This is a genomic window from Paenibacillus sp. fava2, from assembly GCF_058313675.1.
The window spans coordinates 6,710,959-6,728,561 of sequence record NZ_CM177755.1 but is presented as its reverse complement, the minus strand read 5'-3'; the positions used below and the strand labels follow the sequence as shown (position 1 = coordinate 6,728,561).

The window sequence follows — 17,603 nt, the reverse complement described above, 5'->3', positions numbered from 1 at the left end:
CGTATAGAGGAAATGAAATCAGTATAGATCTCCGTTCGGTGGTGCATTAACTTTGACTTTGATTGTTGCAGTGACAAGAGTATTCGCGCCGGGAGGCAGATACGAAACAGTGACCACAACGTTCTCCCCTTTTTGCAGACCTCGTATAATACCTTTTCGTTCGTCAGTAGGGTTACTATCAAAATTAGCAATATGCGGCATGTTGCTAATCCAGTTGAACTGGTTTTTGATATCATTAATGTTCATTTCACTAGGAGTAGCATGGAGCAAGCTGTTAAGATCCAACTCCTGGCCAACATTAATTTCTATTTCACCGATAGCGCTCAGCCCGGTTAAGCTAAATGGAATAATATTAACCGTACGGGTCTCGGTAATTCCACCAGCCTCTACTGTAATTACAACGCCATTATGGATCTGATTTCCGGTAAGTGTGTATTTGGTGTTAGTTGTATCGCCAGAAACATTGCTTAGTGTTGCGTATTGCTCGTCGCTCTTTGTAATGCTCCACTTAATTAGGGAATTAGCCGGTATGTTTCCTGTGGTTAGTGTGTAGTCTTTGGTTTTAGTAACGAAAATATTATCAGGGCCGTCAATAGTCAGCGATCTGACGGATATGATTTTTTCAGCCATAGTCTCTACCTTCAGATTCGAGCTGTTGACTTTAACGATGACTTTGTAATCTCCAGCTTGAGAAGTATCAAGTACCTTCTGAGTGTCGTCTGCTCCATTCTTTAGCTTCGATGCTGTAACATCTTTCCCATCTTGAGTAACGATCCAAGTGTAAGTAATGTCCTTCTCTGTTGCAGGTCCCGTATAAATAGCTTTCAGATCCACTTTGGAGCCCAGCTTGACGATACTTTCGCCCTGCAGGGTCAGAGTTCTTGGCGTGTTGTCTACAGGATCGGTGGCATTAAGCTCGATGGTAGTGAAGGGCTTGGTTACACTTACTATTGGAACCAGTGCCGGTGTGTCTGGAATAATTCCTGAAAACACTGCAGGGTTAAAGGATAATCCACTGCCGTTGCCAAAATCCCAGGAAGACACAATCAATGATCCGGTTAGTGAACCGTTTGTTGCATTAACACTTGCCAGCGGAGCAAGGAAGGTCCCTATTTGCCCGCTAGATATTAAAAGGTTTTTAGCTTCAACAAAATTAAATAATAAATTCTGAGCAGGCTTATTATTTAAAGTGGTCCATTTATTCATATTAATAGAAGTACCCTCAATGTTTATTATTACAGTTGAGTTTACAGGTGTATTTAAAATTATGCCGGCGGCAGTAGTAATTTGATCTGCAGTTACTTTAAATACATAGTAAGGGAGTGTAGTATCTGTGACCTCTAAAAAGAGTTGGTTTCCATATTTTATGCTTGAAGTACCATTTGCGGTTAGTGCATTTAAGCCCTTCGATTTCTCTAACCAGTAGCCGGATGCAGTTTTAAAATCTATAGCCTTCATTGGGTTTTGCTGAGATATACTCCCGCTTATTTGGGACAGGCTGGTACCGCCATAGTTAAAACTTTGCCCATAAATTACATTACCTTTAATACCAATATTACCGCCATTGCCGGGGTTCTGATTATTTCCGTAGTAGTTGAAGTTCTTATTTACAATAACATTGCCGTTTATTGTTCCGCCACCAGAGGTGTTGGTCAACGAAAGATCGCCGCCAACTGCCAGACTTCCATTCAGAGTAAAATTCCCGGTGGTAGTCCCGTTATTAAGAACGAACAGACCGTAATCTCCAACAATCCCTAAAGTAGAACCACTGTTAGATTGAGTTGAATTATAAGAGCTATATTCATGCAAATCATTATAACTAAGAGTTCCTTGTGCAAAAGTATACTTCTTAGTAACAGTGGCACTAGCTGGAACTGCCAATACAATTTCTCCACTGCTATTAAATTTTGCATTTGAGGTCAAATCAGGAGATAGGTTCGGCGAGTTCTGACTCCAGGTATATTTAATATCTCCTAGATAGATAGTAAGTGTATATCCTTCTGCAAGAGTTCCTGTCTTTGTGAATCCGCTAGGAAGTGTAGCAGTATCAACCTCAATGTTTGGAGGCAACTTGTCTGTAAAGCTGATATTTGATATCCGAATGGATTGAGAAGGTTGAGTAGTATAGTTCACTGCAGGCGGTTTGATTTTATAGTTTAAGGAGAAGATATCACCGCGCTGAATTTCCCCGTTAGTTATATTTGCACCTGAAGCCGAACTTATAGTGCGTGTAAGCTGTAAGTTGGCTTGAGCATTAATCCCCTGATCCGCCACCACGTATGTCATCAGCTTCCATACAGGAAGTGCAAGCAGCATCAGCAGGGCCAAGCCTGAACCAAAATACAACCTCTTCTTCTTCATACGCTTCATCATCATCTCTCCCTGGCCGATATATAATCATGCTTCCTGTCAAAAGTAAATGCATTGTGTCATATATTGGAATTCCCTGTAGGGTGTTTTCATTGTAAAAAGTACCAATCTATGCTATATATCATTCTAGGACATATTTAGTAGATAGGCAATTAAAAGATATGCGTATTTTGCTGAAAAATGAGACTAAATAACTATTAAATTTGAAATATTTTTACAATATACATAGGTTTAATTAAGCAGGACTGCCGGCCGGGTCCGGGAGAGGCTGTATACTACAAAATTTAAGCGCTCTGGAGTGAAAAGGGTATGGCTATCATGAAAAAAAGGCTGGGCGATTTGCTGGTCGAAAACGGAATTATCTCTCAGGAGCAGCTTGAAGAAGCGCTGGTGGAACAGCGTAAATCCAAGCGCAAACTGGGCGATTTGCTGATCACCCAAGGCTATATTACTGAGCAGCAGCTCATTGAGGTCCTTGAGTTCCAGCTTGGAATTCCCCATGTCAGCCTGTTCAAGTATCAGATTGATCCGGCCATCACGCAGATCATTCCTGAGAGCATGGCCAAACGTTATCAGGTGCTCCCGTTCATGAAAGAGGGCAGCAAGCTGATGGTGGCGATGGCCGATCCGCTCGATTATTTTGCGATTGAGGATCTGCGTATGAGCACCGGCTTCCGCATCGAGCCTGCGATTTCCAGCCGGGACGAGCTGACCCGGGCGATTGCCCGCCACTACGGCATGCGGGATTCGATGAGCCAGATGATGGTGGAGCTGCCCTCGCAGGAAGAGATCGAAGAAACCGAAATCACGGATGAGGATTCGCCGATTGTGAGGCTTGTGAACCAGATGATTCAGCAGGCTGTTTCGCTGAGGGCATCAGATATCCATGTGGACCCGGGTGAAAATAACCTGTCCATCCGCTACCGGATTGACGGAACGCTGCGTACAGAGCGGATCATCCCCAAGCAGATGCAGGGGTTTATCACGGCCAGACTCAAGATTATGGCCAAGCTTAACATTGCCGAGCGGCGCCTGCCGCAGGACGGCCGGATCAAGATGCAGTTCGATTACAAAATGGTCGACATCCGCGTATCCTCGCTGCCGACGATGCACGGCGAGAAGATTGTACTCCGGCTGCTTGATCTGAGCACCGGTGTGAAGACGGTCGACAGTCTGGGATTCAGCGACTGGAATGCCGGGGCTTTTCAGGACATGATCAGCAAGCCTTACGGCATTATCCTGATTACCGGGCCTACAGGGAGCGGTAAATCCACTACCTTGTATGCGGCACTTAATCAGCTGAATACCGAAAGCGCCAATATAATAACAATCGAAGATCCGGTGGAATATCAGCTTGAAGGAGTTAATCAGGTACACGTGAATCCGGCGATCGGCCTGACCTTTGCCGCCGGACTTCGTTCCATTCTGCGGCAGGATCCGAACATCGTCATGGTAGGGGAAATCCGCGATACCGATACTGCGGAAATCGCCGTCCGTGCCTCGCTGACCGGGCATTTGGTATTATCCACGCTGCATACGAATGATGCGGTCAGTACGATTCTGCGGCTGCGGGATATGGGAGTAGAGCCCTATCTGATCGCCTCCTCGCTGCTGGGAGTAGTCGCCCAGCGGCTGGTCCGCAAAATCTGCCCGGATTGCCGGGAAGAGCATGCGCCGACCGAGCAGGAATCGATCATGCTGCGCCGGTACGGTCTGCCGGACCGGGTTATCTACCGCGGCAGAGGCTGCGGCAGCTGTAATAATACCGGCTTCAGGGGCCGGATTGCGATTCACGAGGTATTGACCATTAACGATCATCTGCGCCAGATGATCACCGAATCGGCATCTATTGAAGAGCTCCGTGCTGCAGGTAAGGCGCAGGGTATGGTGCATCTGATGGAGGATGGATTCCTCAAAGTCTCCAAAGGCATAACCACCCTGCAGGAGGTTATGCGCGAGACGGTGTCGCATTAGAGTTTAGGGGGAGACAAAAGTGCCAGCCTTTTCATGGGATATTGTTCAATTGCTATATATGGCCTTTGCTTCCAAGGCGTCAGACTTGCATATTTCTGTAGGTTCACCTCCGGTCATGCGGATTGACGGAAAGCTGATCCCGCTGGAAGGAGCAAGAGTCAGTCCGGAGGAAGCGGCTTATATGGCCGATTTGCTGCTGGGAAGTGAGAGAAGCGTGGAATTCCGAAATAAAGGGGAATTCGACTTTTCTTATCCGCTGGATGACGGAGTAAGGTACCGCGTGAATGTATACCGGCAGCGCGGTCAGGTCAGCATTGCAGCACGTTCCATACCGGCTCAGATTCCCAGCATGGAGCAGCTGTCACTGCCGGGAGTGCTTTCTGGACTTGCGATGAAACCTCAAGGTCTCATTCTGGTGACTGGTCCTACGGGCAGCGGTAAGTCGTCAACGCTTGCCGCTATGCTGAACTATATTAACCGGACTGCCAGCAAGCATATTGTTACGCTGGAGGATCCAATCGAGTTTCTCCACAGCCACGGAACCTGCCTGATTGACCAGCGTGAAGTAGGCAGTGATACCGGCAGCTTCGCCAGCGGGTTAAGGGCAGTGCTACGGCAGGACCCGGATGTTATCCTGGTCGGAGAAATGCGTGATCTGGAGACGATCTCAGCGGCGGTTACAGCGGCTGAGACGGGGCATCTTGTGATGGCCACACTGCATACAACCGATGCGCCGCAGACGATTGACCGGATTATCGACACGTTTCCGGGGCATCAGCAGGGGCAGATCCGTTCCCAGCTGGCATCGGTGCTGTTGGCTGTTCTTTCGCAGCGGTTGTTTCCGCGGGCTGGCGGCAAGGGGCGGTTATGTTCGACCGAGCTGCTGATTAATACACCGGCAGTAGCCAATATGATCCGGACCGAAAAGACGCATCAGCTCAAAAATGTCATGCAGACCAGCCGTGCGCTCGGCATGCATACCCTTGAGATGAACATCCGCGAGCAACTGCAGCTGGGGCTGATTGAGCCTGAAGCGGCCAGAGGTTATCTCACGGAGGTGAGCGGCTGATGCCCCAATTCGAGTATCAGGTCAGGACGAGCGCGGGCAAACAGCTTAAAGGCAAGCTGACAGCTTCAGATAAAGGATCGGCGATGGAGGAGCTGCGTAAGCGGGGGCTGACCGTGTTCTCCCTGGTCGAACAGAAGTCTTCCATACTGTCGATGGAAATTTACATCGGTAATCCGGTGAAGACCATTCATTTTATTATTTATTGCCGGCAGTTTGCCACCTTGATGCGCGCTGGAGTATCTATTGTGGATGCTACAAGAATTCTGGCGGAACAGACAGAGAGCAAGCCGCTCAGCAAAGCGCTGCAGGATGTTAACTCCAGCCTGCTGCGCGGGGTAGCCTTGTCACAGGCGATTCAGGATCATAAAAAGATTTTTCCGCCGCTGTTCATCAGCATGATCCGGGCAGGGGAAGAATCGGGTGATCTGGAAGGGACGCTTGAGCGGCTGGCGGTTTATTTTGAGAAGCAGCATACCACTACAGAAAAGATTAAGTCAGCACTGACTTATCCGGTGACTGTTGCCGTAATGGCAGTAGCGGCTGTTGTCTATCTGCTGTGGGCCATTGTGCCCCAGTTTGTCAGTATGTTCGAATCCATGAATGCCGAGCTGCCGGCAATAACCAAGGTGGTATTGGCGCTCAGCAAAAGCATTCAGGGACAATGGTATATATGGCTGATCGTTATCATTCTGCTTGCGGCTGGTTTTATGATCGCTAAACGGACTGAAAAGGGTGCATATGCGCTCGATTATGCCAAGCTCAAAATCCCTGTATTCGGCAAATTGAATCAGAAGGGTTCAATCGCACAGTTTACGCGGACCTTTTCGTCGCTTTATGCGAGCTCGGTTCCTATTCTCCAGGCCTTGTCCATTGTGGAGGAGGTTGCCGGAAATAAGGTAATCGGCGGATATATCCGCAGTGCTGCCGATTCTCTTAGACAGGGAAAGCCGCTCTCGGAGCCGCTTAAGAAGGCTTGGGTATTCCCGCCGCTGGTTACGCAAATGATTGCCATCGGTGAAGAGACCGGGGCGCTGGATCAGATGCTCTCCAAGGTAGCAGACTTTTACGAGATGGACGTAGAGAATACGGTTGACCGGCTGAAGTCGTTGCTGGAGCCTTTGCTTATAGCTTTTTTGGCGGGTGTAGTAGGTGTGATTGTAGCAGCAATTATGCTGCCGATGTTCAGTCTGTACAGTAATATGTGAGCCATGTGCTCCTTGCATAGATTGAGAGGGGTGACGCCAGGCAGGCGGACCGGGAGCACAAGCAGGCTCCAGAGCCTGCTGGAATAGGACAAGTACATTGGATAACAGCAACAGGACAGCTAGGAACTCCACAGATAACGGAGTATCGGTCTTATTCAATAACATCAATTATGAGGGGGAAACATCATGTTGGCACAGGCAATTCGCAAGAAGCTGGGCAAGGCGGGTAAAGAGGAAAAGGGGTTTACGCTGATTGAGTTATTGGCGGTTATTGTTATTATTGGGATTATTGCTGTTATAGCTGTACCTATGATTGGGAATCTGTTAAGCAATACTAGAGATAAGTCTGATCTGGCTACAGCGCGCCAGGTATATGATGCTTCTCGTTTATATGTTCTTAATGAAATGAATGGTTCTGCAGCAAATAGTGTCATTCCCGTAATTGGTACTGCTACTGATCCAGGACTTCAGAGTAAGAATTATTTAGAAAGTAATCTTGTTCTACCTAGTGATAAAAAAACTATTTCAGGTGGAGTTGTTAATTACTCAGGTGGGGTTTTAACTGATGTTGCAGCAGTAACAGGCGCTGGTGCACATCCAGCATATGCTATCACCTTAATAACTTCTTCAGGAACAAAATATTTTACTAGAGCACAAATTATAACGGCGGAAGTATCCCCAACACCTTGATGAAATAAAAGAAATAACAGGTATCTTTTTTAAGGAATCGGAATTCCCGATTCCTTTTTTAAAATCCACAGAACAGGAACTCACACCCCATGACCATTGTTATCGCAGTATACATCACGCTTGTCGGCCTGATTCTGGGCTCCTTCTATAATGTAGTAGCGCTGCGGGTGCCGGCGGGGGAGTCGCTGGTGCGGCCGCCGTCGCATTGTACAAGCTGCGGAACGCGGCTGACGGCGCGGGATCTGCTGCCGGTGGCAAGCTACATCCTGGCTGGGGGCAAGTGCCGGCACTGCGGGGCAAAGGTGTCACCGCTGTATATGCTGGGTGAGGCGGCAACCGGGCTTCTGTTCTTATGGATTTATCTGCAGTTTGGGCTAACCGGTCAAGGGATTACCGGATTTGTGCTCGTCAGCCTGGCCGTGATCGTGACCGTAGCGGACCTGAAATACATGCTGATCCCGAACAAGGTACTGCTGTTTTTTCTGCCGCTGCTTCTGGTACTGGTGATGCTGTTTCCGCAAGGGCCGTTATGGTCTCATCTGCTGGGAGGCGCAGCCGGCGGTGTTATTGTACTGGGGCTGGCACTGCTCGGGGGTATGGGCATGGGGGATATGAAGCTGTTCGCGCTGCTGGGCTGGGTGGTCGGCTTTCCCAATGTTATTTTGGCGTTTATGATAGCTTGTGCACTGGGAACGATTGCCGGTGTGATGCTGATGCTGCTGGGGAAGGTGAAGCGCAGACAGCCTGTTCCGTTTGGACCGTGGCTGGCGGCCGGATCACTGATTGCATTCGCTTACGGTTCACAACTTATCAGCGGTTATCTCGCGCTCATCCGTTAGGAGGAACTTTATAGCATGTTTGGAATAGGTAACAAAGCGGCCGGAGTCTCCATTGAGCAGACGGGTATCCGCTATATCAGCTTCAAGAATAATCAGGCGAAGCAAGTCCATAAAAAAAGGTTCATGCCGCTGCTGCCGGGAATGATTGTAGAGAATCAGGTGGCTGACAGCGAGGCGCTGCTGGACCGGTTAAAGCAATGGGTAAAGACCAAAGGGCTCCGCGGCAGCGCAGTGAACCTGTCGATTCCCCCTTCCCAGATGATCATCCGCAAAATGACGATTCCGAGTACGGCCGAGAAGCAGATCGACCAGCTGGTGAAGCTGGAGGTGGAAACAGGGCTGCATCTGCCCTTCGAGAATCCGGTGTACGATTATGTCATTACCGGACAGAGTGAGAACGAGAGCCAGCTGATTATTTTTGCCGCGCCGCGCAAGGTTGTTCAGGATTACGTGGATGTGCTGGAAGATGCCGGCCTGAAAATCAAAAGCGTCGAGGTTTCGGCAACCGCGCTGGCACGCAGTATTGTTGCAGGCTACGGGCACTCTTTTAATGAGACGATGCTGATTCATCTCGAGCAGTCGCTGCTCGATATTTATATGTTCCGCAGCGGAAATCCGGTGTTTATGCGGACGATCAATCTGGTGGATCTGGGCCGTCCGCAGCCGCAGCCGTTTGATTTAAGTAAAGAGCAGCCGTTCGCCGCTGAAGCCGAGGCGGAGGCTGCTGCTGCGACAGCCTCTCAGGATCACTTGTCGGCTGAGCAGATCGTGGAAATTACAGCGGAAATCTCGCGGATGCTGAGCTTTTACCAGTACAGCTTGCATGACGGCTCAACGCGGATAACGGAGCTGCTGATTACAGGCGCACCTGACATGCGCAGAGAGCTGCAGCAGGAGCTGCAGGCGGCGCTGCCGGAGCTGGCCATTGCCCCGATTGCCGTTGACCAGTTCTCGGCAGGCGTGAAGCCGGACAATAGCCTGAACGATTACCGGGTAGCTGCGGGGGCGGCTCTGCGCGATCCCAAGCTGCGGAATATTAACCTGCTGCCGCGTGAGGACCGCGAGACCATTGTATTTCCGTACTTGGCAGTCACGCTTGCAGCCGTCTGGGTGCTTGGCGCTGTCGGAACAGGGATTCTATATGCTTCTGTCCGCGGAGAGTATGATGAGCAGCGTGTACAAATGCAGAGTGTCCAGGAACAGAATGCAGCTCTGCAGCTTGAGCTTGCCAGTCTGAACAATAGCGGGGCCGGAAGCGGCAGCTTTGACCGGGCAGCGATCATTGCAGCTTTGTCTGCGAGCCGGGTAAATGCCGCGGCTGTGCTCAATGAGCTGCAGTCGAAGCTGCCTTATGCCGCTGCAATCCGTGAGATCAGCTTTTCGTTCCGCGGAGATCTGCTCCTGACCGTGAACTTTACAGATATGGCACACAGCGGAGCGTACCTGACTTCCCTCCGGGGCATGCCGTTTGCACGCGAAGCGGCCATTGAAAAGTTAACCGAAGGCGGAGCAGGCACAGGGACAGCTGGCGGCAGTATATCCAATCTGATTAAATACACGGCAGTATACCGTGTGAATATGGCACCTGAAGCCGCGGATCCGTCAGCGGCGGATGTGCAGGCTGCTGCGGAGGAAGGAGCGGATATCAGTGGAACAGATTAACAAGTACCGATCGCCGATTGTGATGGGGATGCTCATTCTGTTTTTAGTTTTGTTTGCTTTTTATATGCTGGCGATCCGTCCGGTAAGCAGTGATATAGCAATGCAAGAGAGTGAACTTTCTCTGCTGGATCGGGAAAGATCGGTGCTGGAGAACAAGATTAATGAGCTCAAAGGCGCGGGAGACAGCCTGAGCGCAGACGAAGAGACGGCGCTGGCCGCTATTCCTTCCGGCGACGGCAGCGAGGCACTGATTAACGATCTGAAGGCGATCGGCGGCAGCTCCCATGCCAGATTGAAGGACATCGGCTTCTCGCTGACAGGCACAAGTACAGCAAGTGACTGGGCGGGAGTAGCGGCAGCCTCTGCAGCCGGACTGCAGGAGATCAAGATGACGGCTATCATCGAAGGCGGATATGCCGAGATCCATGAGTGGCTGAAGCAGCTGAATAAGATGCCACGACTGGTAACGGTTGATTCCTTTGCTTTTCAGCAGCCTTATGAATTTCCAACCGCACAAAATCCCGGCAGCATCCTGACGGCAAACGTGGCTTTCACGGCCTATTACCAGGCGGATTCTCCCGAATAATCACCAGGCTCATATCAGCAAATTGATGGTGTATGCATACTCCGTTTTCCCTTTCCGGGAAAGCGGAGTTTTTTTTGTACTTCCCGTGCGGTAAATCCGTTTTCATTATTGGAAGGAATGGGTATTTTAGCTTACAGGCTGCCGTAAGGTATAAAGTAGTGAACGCAGCAATGGAATGTAACACACTCTACTATGAAGCAGAATAAAGAGGAGGAACTTAGGATGAACAAAAAGTGGATGATCGGTACGCTGGCCTTGTCGCTCGGTCTGGTTTCGGCGGGCAGCGGGGCGCTGGCGGCTACGCCTGCGGCAGGAGATACGGCAATAAAAACAGTAGCAGCCTCTGCACCGGGTAAAGAGGGACCTGCCACTATCAATAATTTGACGGCCAAAAGCATCATTCCGCTCCTCGTCCATGCCAAGAAGCTGTACACCTATGCGAGCGGCGCAGGCAATATCCTGGGAGCTGAGAAATTTGACTACAACGGGCTCGAGTACCGCTATCTTACCAGTGATCTCGGAACCAGGCAGCAGCTGATGAATTACATAAAAAGAGGGTTTACGCATAACGCGGCTGCTTTTTATGTTCAAACGCAATTTCTTGAAATGAAAGGCAGAATGGCCCAGGTCAACGCAGATGTAGGGAATCACCTCCAGTTCGATAAGGCTACCGCCAGAATGGTTTCCAAAACAGCAACCACAGCAGTATTCGAGCTCAGTGTGCCCCAGGAGAGCGGGCAGGGGGAGAATGCAGCGGTTGTGGTAAAACTGAAAAAAGTGAACGGCTACTGGAGAATTGATATGTCACCGGATACTCTATTCTAAGGTGAACTACACAGTAGCATCTACAAAGACGGTCAGAGCTGATTCTGACCGTCTTTGCAGTTGTTATTCATTGCTGCGCACGCCATCCTCGACCAGGGGTTTCTTTACAGGCTCAGGCTGGTACACTTTGCTCATGCCGCCCCGGTTAATGGCGATTACCTGCTTCTGGGCCGGATAGACATCACGTGACAGCTTTGTTTTCTCCACCGCTTTGCCATCAACATAACGCGTAATATAAGTTTCGACTACATACCCGACCTTGCCGCTCTGGAGCACGCGCGTGCCTCCGCGGGGCAGCGAGGAATCACTGACGTATCTGGCCGCAGGCTGCAGGATTTCTACGGTCTGGGACTGGACGGTATAATATACGTTTTTCGGGAACGTGCCAAACAGCTTCACGGTCAGGGTCCGGCCTTCAACGGCGGCCTTGATGATCATGTATTTGCCGGTATTGTTGCGGAACCGGAAGTTGATATAGCCCTGGGCAAACGTAGCATCCTGGCCTTTTGGCAGATAGCTGACCGGCAGGGAGTGGTTGCGCCGCTCCACAATGTCGAGTCCGGCCCTGAGGGCTGCATTGTAGAGGGTGCTGGATACTTGGCAGATGCCCCCGCCTGTGCCGGGCTGCAGCTTGCCGTTGACAATAACCGGCGCTTCGCGGAGACCGGATTCCCGCTGGGCCTTTTCAATCGCCTTACCATAATCAAAAACAGCATCCGGCGGCAGGATTGTACCGTTCACTGCCTTGGCGGCGGCCTCTACGTTAAAGGTGCGCCCCGGTCCGCTTAAGCCCAGTGAGGTGCTAAACTGTGTGATTTTCCGTTCGATTCCCTGTTCCTGAAGAGCCTTTAAGGTAATAGCGGGTTCTTTAACAGTCAAAGGTACCTCCAGGGCAATACTCTTACCGGGCAGAATGTCCGGGCTGCCCAGCTTTGTTGGCAGAGCAGCCCGCAGGGCGAGCTCCAGACCGTGCCAGTCCACTTCATATGAGGTAGTCTCTTCGGTATAAACCACCCGGTCATCTTCCGTAATACGCCGGGTCGCATCGACCGGATTGCCGAAGGACTCTCTCTCCCAGGCCGGGCTTAAGCTGGATTGCAGATGTTCAATCTCCAGGTGGACACCAAGGTCCCAACTGGCGGCAAAGCGGCCGCGGGCTTTGGCCCGCTCGAGCATGTTGCCTTCGGACAATGCCTTCAGGCCCTGAAGGAAGCTGTCTGCTTCATAGGCCACGCCGGCCTCCTGCAGGCTGACGGTCAACTCTGTGTTGGCTCCTGCCTTGAGAATCAGGGGGAGGGCTTCGAGCGTTTGCAGCCGGTCCGTCAGCCCGCTGCGGACTTCGGCGATGTCCAGACCGCCGATATCCCAGCCCGCAAGCCGGGTGCCCTTGGGCAGGGTCTGCTGGCCCGCATATAAATGAAGCCCGCCGGCCAGCAGGGAGCCGGTCAGAAGCAGCGCGATAGCCGCAATAAGGGCGAGATGGATTTTTTTCATCAGAAGATCTCCTTCGGGGCGGCATATTTGCGCAGGGCAGCGGCGCAGGCCAAAGTTACAGACTTACGGAACATGTTTTCCAGCCGATATCTAGAGGCAGAGCAGCGGCTGGCAGGATTTTCTCAGGAGAGGCTCGAATGTATTACAAAGGAACGGCAGCCCGTCATGTGAGGGCCTGTTTTATGTATATGAGCGTGTCCGGGAAAACTTTCGGGGTACTCATTTGGTTACAGATTTGTTACAATAGATAAGCCTGTGATAATGGGCAGTTTATGTAAACTTCCGCGGTTTGGTGTCGAACCAGACGGCCGGCCAGCGGAATATGACAAAATCGGGAAGTGATAACTTTGATCGAAATGCAGGATGTATGGAAGACATACCCCAACGGGACCCATGCTCTACAGGGAATATCCGTGAAGATCGACCGCAACGAATTCGTATATGTCGTCGGACCGTCCGGCGCCGGAAAATCAACGTTCATGAAATTAATTTATAGAGAAGAGACGCCTACGAAAGGCCAGATTTCAGTAGGCGGGTTCAACATCGGCAAGCTCAAGCCCCGTAAAATTCCTTACGTAAGACGCAATATCGGCGTAGTGTTTCAGGATTTCCGGCTGCTGCCGAAGCTGACGGCGTATGAGAATGTCGCTTTTGCGATGGAGGTCATTGAGGCTCCCAAGAAAATTATCAAGAAACGTGTCAACGAGGTGCTTGATCTGGTGGGATTGCGCAGCAAGGCGAACCGTGAACCCTCCCAGCTCTCAGGCGGGGAGCAGCAGCGGATTGCAATTGCCCGGGCGATCGTCAACAATCCGTCGGTCATTATTGCGGACGAACCTACCGGCAACCTGGACCCGGAGACCTCCTGGGGCATTATGCAGCTGCTGGACGAAATTAATTTTCGCGGCACAACCATTGTAATGGCTACCCACAACAGGGATATTGTTAATAAAATGCGCAAACGGGTGCTGGCGATCGAGCACGGCAACATTGTCAGAGACCAGTTGAGAGGGGAATACGGTTATGAGTTTTAAAACCTTCTTGCGCCATATGCGGGAAGGCTTCAAAAATGTATTCCGCAACGGCTGGATGTCGGTGGCCTCCATCACATCTATCGTCGTCTCCCTATTCGTGCTCGGTGTCTTTATTCTGCTTGTACTCAATGTAAATTCCATCGCCGACAAGGCGGACAGCCAGGTGCAGATCAATGTGCATCTGACGCTTAATACCGACCAGAAGATGCGGGAAACCCTGCAGAACGAAATCGGCAGCATGCCGGAAGTCAGCAAGGTAGAGTTTGTATCCAAGGAGCAGGGGCTAATTGAGTTCCGTGAGGATATGGGGCCGGATGCAGCCGAGCTGCTGGAAGGCTTTGACGAAGATAATAACCCGCTGCCGGACAAGCTGCTGGTCGAAGTGATTGAACCGACCACAGTCCCGTTTGTAGCAGATAAGATAGAAGCACTAAACAAAACGCATGACGAGCAGCCGATATATAAAGTGAACTACGGTAAAGGCTCAGTAGAGACGCTGTTCAAGATTACGCGCGCTGTGCGCAATATAGGTTTTGTTTTTGTGGCGGGACTGGCCTTGATGTCCATGTTCCTGATCTCCAATACGATTCGTGTAACCATTCTCGCCCGCCGCAAGGAGATTGGTATTATGAAGCTGGTAGGGGCGACGAACGCTTTTATCCGCTGGCCTTTTTTTGTGGAAGGGGCATTGATCGGGCTGATCGGCTCACTGGTGACTTCCGGAGTTCTGTATATTGGCTACAGCAGTCTGACCCGTTCCGTACAGGGAGACCCGATGCTGGGGCTGCAGATGATCCCGTTCAATGAAATCTGGGTGCTGCTCTGCGGATTGCTGGTGGGACTGGGGATGCTGATCGGAATTTGGGGAAGTACCGTGTCGATCCGCAAGTTCTTGAAGGTGTAAGTACCGTTACTGACATGAAATGACATTATAAATTACGGAGTAAAAGGATGGGGAGTGCGAGTTGAAGAAGATTGCCGCCGGAATAGCCGTAGCACTGCTGGCTGTCACTCTAGTAGGACCCTCTGACGGATATGCCAAAAAGACAACTGTCGCTGAAATAGATCAGCAGCTGAAGAAGCTGCAGCAAGAGGTACAAGCGGCCAAGGCCGCGCAGGAGAAGGCGGCTTCCCGCTCTCAGGAGGCGCAGCACTATAAGAACAAAACGACAGAGAACCTCGAGTACGTACTGGGCCAGATCGAGCAGGTAAAGGGTGAAATGACAACCATTTCCGGCAAAATCGCCAGCACCGAGGAGTCGCTGAATGTAACGGCAACTGAGCTTAGTGATGCGGAGGAACGGATTGCTTCGCGTGAAAAGCTGCTGGAATCCCGCGTCCGGCTAATGTATACCGATGGGGCAGTCTCCTATCTCGATGTGCTGCTGTCTTCGACCAGCTTCTCCGATTTCCTGGACCGGGCTGATTCCCTCAAAATGATCGTAGACCAGGATCAGGATCTGCTGGAGCAGCACAAGCTGGATAAAGAGACTGTGGTAGCGAAGAAGCTCGAGCTGGAAGGGCAGTATGCCAATGCCAAGCAGTTGTACACTGAACTGGAAGATCAGCGCAGCATCCTCAAGGAGAAGGAAGCGGAGAAGCAGGAGCTCATCGCCTACTATGATGAAGAGATTCTTGTTTCGGGCGAAATCTCCGAGGAGCAGGAAGCCAAGCTGGTGCAATTGGCCAGCGAGCGTTCCGCGCTCGAAACGCAGAAGGACAAGCTGAAGGCGGAAGAAGCAGCACGCAAGGCAGCGGCGGCCAAAGCAGAAGCGGCGCGCAGAGCGGCAGCCGCAGCGGCCAAAGCGAAAGCCAAGGCTTCCAGCAGTGTCAGCAGCGTGAGCTCCTCCTCGGACTATGCAGGCGGCGACGGGCCGTTCCTGATGCCGGTGGGCTCGGCCCGGATCTCCTCGGGTTACGGGAAACGGACGCATCCGGTAACGGGTGAGGTCGGCAAAATGCATACCGGCGTAGACTTTGCTGTTCCGCAGGGCACCAGCATCCACGCTGCTGATTCCGGGACAGTGCTGGTTGCCGAATGGTGGAGCGGTTACGGATACTGCGTCATTATCGACCATGGCGGCGGTGTGTGGACCTTGTACGGCCATATTCGTGAGGGCGGACTCAGAGTTTCCGCCGGAGATAAGGTAGACAGAGGCCAGGTGATTGCCGAGTCGGGTTCGACCGGACGCTCCACAGGACCGCATCTTCATTTCGAAGTACGGGTAGACGGCAAGACCGTTGATCCGATGCCATACCTGTAATTTTGAGGACCAATAAATATTAATCCGCCCGGCGGCATATACTGGAAGAGATACCGTCCTTTCGGGACGGATGCGGGCTTAGTGAGATGAACAGAAGGGACGGTGAGAGCATCATGTTAAAGAAAAGCACGGCGGTCTTTATGATCGTCGCTGCACTGCTCTGCGGCAGTCTTCTTACCCTTGGCGTGACCGGTTATATGCAGGTTGTCGGACAAGCTGCGGGGGAAGGGGTTGCGGCTGTTCTGCAGACGGGAAGCGGCCTGCAGGATAAGGAATCGCAGAAGCTGGGTACCGCGCTGAACCTGATTGAAGATAACTATTACGATACGGTAGACCGGGACAAGCTGATCGACGGTGCTGTCAACGGTATGATGGAAGCACTCGGCGACCCTTATTCCAATTATATGGGCAAGGAAACAGCAGAGAAGTTTGAAGAGAGCATTGAAGGCTCCTTCTCCGGAATCGGTGCAGAGGTATCCTCGGATAACGGCAAGGTAGTCGTTGTTTCACCGATCAAGGGGGCACCGGCCGAAAAAGCCGGAATCCAGGCCAAGGATATCATCCTGTCCGTTAACGGCGAAACACTGGACGGGCTGGAGCTGAATGATGCAGTCGCCAAAATCCGCGGGCCTAAGGGCAGCAAGGCAACGCTCAAGGTACAGCGTACCGGATCAGCGGAGCCGCTGGAATTTGTGATTACCCGCGACGATGTGAAGCTGGAGACCGTCTATGCCACTATGGAGAAAGACGGAATCGGTGTAATTGAGGTGACCCAGTTCTCCATGAATACCGCTGAACGGTTCAAGGAAGAGCTGGACAATTTGGAGAAGCAGGGCATGAAAGGGCTTGTCATCGATGTACGGAATGATCCGGGCGGTGTGCTGCAGCGGGTTATCGAGATGGCAGAGCAGTTTGTGCCTGCAGGCAAAACTATTGTACAGGTAGAGAACAAGGATAAATCACGCGAGGTGAGCACCTCCAAGGGCTCCAGCAAGGATTATCCGGTTGTCGTGCTGATGAACAAGGGAAGTGCCAGCGCCTCGGAGATTCTGGCCGGAGCGCTGCAGCAATCAGCCGGAGCCAAGTTGATCGGTGAGCATTCCTTCGGTAAGGGCACGGTGCAGACCAGCTTCGAGAAGGAGCTGGGTGATGGCAGCCTGCTGAAAATTACGATCGCCAAGTGGCTGACACCGGACGGCACCTGGATTCACGGCAAAGGGATTGAACCGGATATTGCGGTAGCCCAGCCGGACTATTTCTCGGTGGCGCCGATTAACAAGAGTGTAACGCTGCAATACAATATGAACAGCTCGGATGTGAAGAGCGCCCAGACGATGCTGGACGGACTTGGCTACAAGCCGGGACGCAAGGATGGATATTTCGACGCTGGGACGAAGGAAGCAGTGAAGAAATTCCAGAGCGCGTCCAAGCTGCAGGCAACCGGCGCCATCGATGCCAAAACCGCGGAAGCGCTGGAGCTGGCTCTGATCAAGGTCATTCAGGACCCGGCCAATGACAATCAGCGCAACCGGGGAATCGAAGAGGTGCGGAAGGAAATCCAGAAAGCTGCGTCGAACAAGTAGGAAGGCTG

At 51.6% G+C, this 17,603-nt stretch carries 14 protein-coding genes; 12 read left to right on the top strand and 2 right to left on the bottom strand.

Annotated elements, in window-relative coordinates; translation table 11 throughout:
- Positions 1 to 18 precede the first annotated feature (18 nt).
- Entirely contained in the window at positions 19 to 2,370 is a 2,352-nt protein-coding gene (locus tag AC4G46_RS29730) for a collagen-binding domain-containing protein (RefSeq protein ID WP_491125798.1), read from the bottom strand.
- Between the two features lie 309 nt (positions 2,371 to 2,679).
- Here AC4G46_RS29730 and AC4G46_RS29725 point away from each other — a divergent pair, with 309 nt between their 5' ends.
- From AC4G46_RS29725 to AC4G46_RS29690, 8 genes are all read left to right on the top strand, one after another.
- Positions 2,680 to 4,344, top strand: coding sequence for a GspE/PulE family protein (locus tag AC4G46_RS29725; protein WP_491125797.1), 1,665 nt, complete (start codon positions 2,680 to 2,682; stop codon positions 4,342 to 4,344).
- 19 nt (positions 4,345 to 4,363) lie between these two features.
- Positions 4,364 to 5,413 (top strand): type IV pilus twitching motility protein PilT, encoded by a 1,050-nt coding sequence (locus tag AC4G46_RS29720; RefSeq protein ID WP_277468243.1) that lies wholly within the window; start codon positions 4,364 to 4,366, stop codon positions 5,411 to 5,413.
- On the top strand, positions 5,413 to 6,618 hold the full coding sequence (locus AC4G46_RS29715) for a type II secretion system F family protein (protein WP_491125796.1): 1,206 nt from the start codon (positions 5,413 to 5,415) through the stop codon (positions 6,616 to 6,618). The genes AC4G46_RS29720 and AC4G46_RS29715 overlap by 1 nt, the downstream gene beginning before the upstream one ends.
- Before the next feature lie 186 nt (positions 6,619 to 6,804).
- Positions 6,805 to 7,308, top strand: coding sequence for a prepilin-type N-terminal cleavage/methylation domain-containing protein (locus AC4G46_RS29710; RefSeq protein WP_491125795.1), 504 nt, complete (start codon positions 6,805 to 6,807; stop codon positions 7,306 to 7,308).
- 89 nt (positions 7,309 to 7,397) lie between these two features.
- A complete protein-coding gene (locus AC4G46_RS29705) occupies positions 7,398 to 8,147 on the top strand; it encodes a prepilin peptidase (protein ID WP_491125794.1) in 750 nt (249 codons plus the stop codon).
- 15 nt (positions 8,148 to 8,162) lie between these two features.
- Positions 8,163 to 9,809 carry a type IV pilus biogenesis protein PilM gene (gene pilM, locus AC4G46_RS29700; RefSeq protein ID WP_491125793.1) on the top strand — a complete coding sequence of 549 codons (1,647 nt, stop codon included), beginning with the start codon at positions 8,163 to 8,165 and terminating at the stop codon, positions 9,807 to 9,809.
- Entirely contained in the window at positions 9,796 to 10,395 is a 600-nt protein-coding gene (locus tag AC4G46_RS29695) for a hypothetical protein (protein WP_491125792.1), read from the top strand. Before pilM ends, AC4G46_RS29695 begins: the two co-directional genes overlap by 14 nt.
- Positions 10,396 to 10,617: 222 nt before the next feature.
- Complete coding sequence (locus tag AC4G46_RS29690) at positions 10,618 to 11,220, top strand: DL-endopeptidase inhibitor IseA family protein (RefSeq protein WP_491125791.1); 603 nt, start codon at positions 10,618 to 10,620, stop codon at positions 11,218 to 11,220.
- A gap of 63 nt (positions 11,221 to 11,283) precedes the next feature.
- Here the strand turns inward: AC4G46_RS29690 and AC4G46_RS29685 are convergent, their stop codons facing one another.
- Entirely contained in the window at positions 11,284 to 12,714 is a 1,431-nt protein-coding gene (locus AC4G46_RS29685; RefSeq protein ID WP_491125790.1) for a VanW family protein, read from the bottom strand.
- Positions 12,715 to 13,061: 347 nt separating this feature from the next.
- On the opposite strand from AC4G46_RS29685, the gene ftsE reads away from it, so the two are divergent.
- The 4 genes from ftsE (at position 13,062) to AC4G46_RS29665 (ending at position 17,595) form a co-directional block, all read left to right on the top strand.
- Positions 13,062 to 13,748: a cell division ATP-binding protein FtsE gene (gene ftsE / locus AC4G46_RS29680; protein ID WP_491125789.1), complete on the top strand. Its 687-nt coding sequence runs from the start codon at positions 13,062 to 13,064 to the stop codon at positions 13,746 to 13,748.
- Entirely contained in the window at positions 13,738 to 14,652 is a 915-nt protein-coding gene (ftsX, locus tag AC4G46_RS29675; RefSeq protein ID WP_068724691.1) for a permease-like cell division protein FtsX, read from the top strand. Before ftsE ends, ftsX begins: the two co-directional genes overlap by 11 nt.
- A 61-nt stretch (positions 14,653 to 14,713) precedes the next feature.
- Positions 14,714 to 16,012 carry a murein hydrolase activator EnvC family protein gene (locus tag AC4G46_RS29670; protein WP_491125788.1) on the top strand — a complete coding sequence of 433 codons (1,299 nt, stop codon included), beginning with the start codon at positions 14,714 to 14,716 and terminating at the stop codon, positions 16,010 to 16,012.
- Between the two features lie 113 nt (positions 16,013 to 16,125).
- The gene (locus AC4G46_RS29665; RefSeq protein WP_090713947.1) at positions 16,126 to 17,595 is read left to right on the top strand and encodes a S41 family peptidase; all 1,470 of its coding nucleotides are present in this window, start codon (positions 16,126 to 16,128) and stop codon (positions 17,593 to 17,595) included.
- Positions 17,596 to 17,603: the final 8 nt, after the last annotated feature.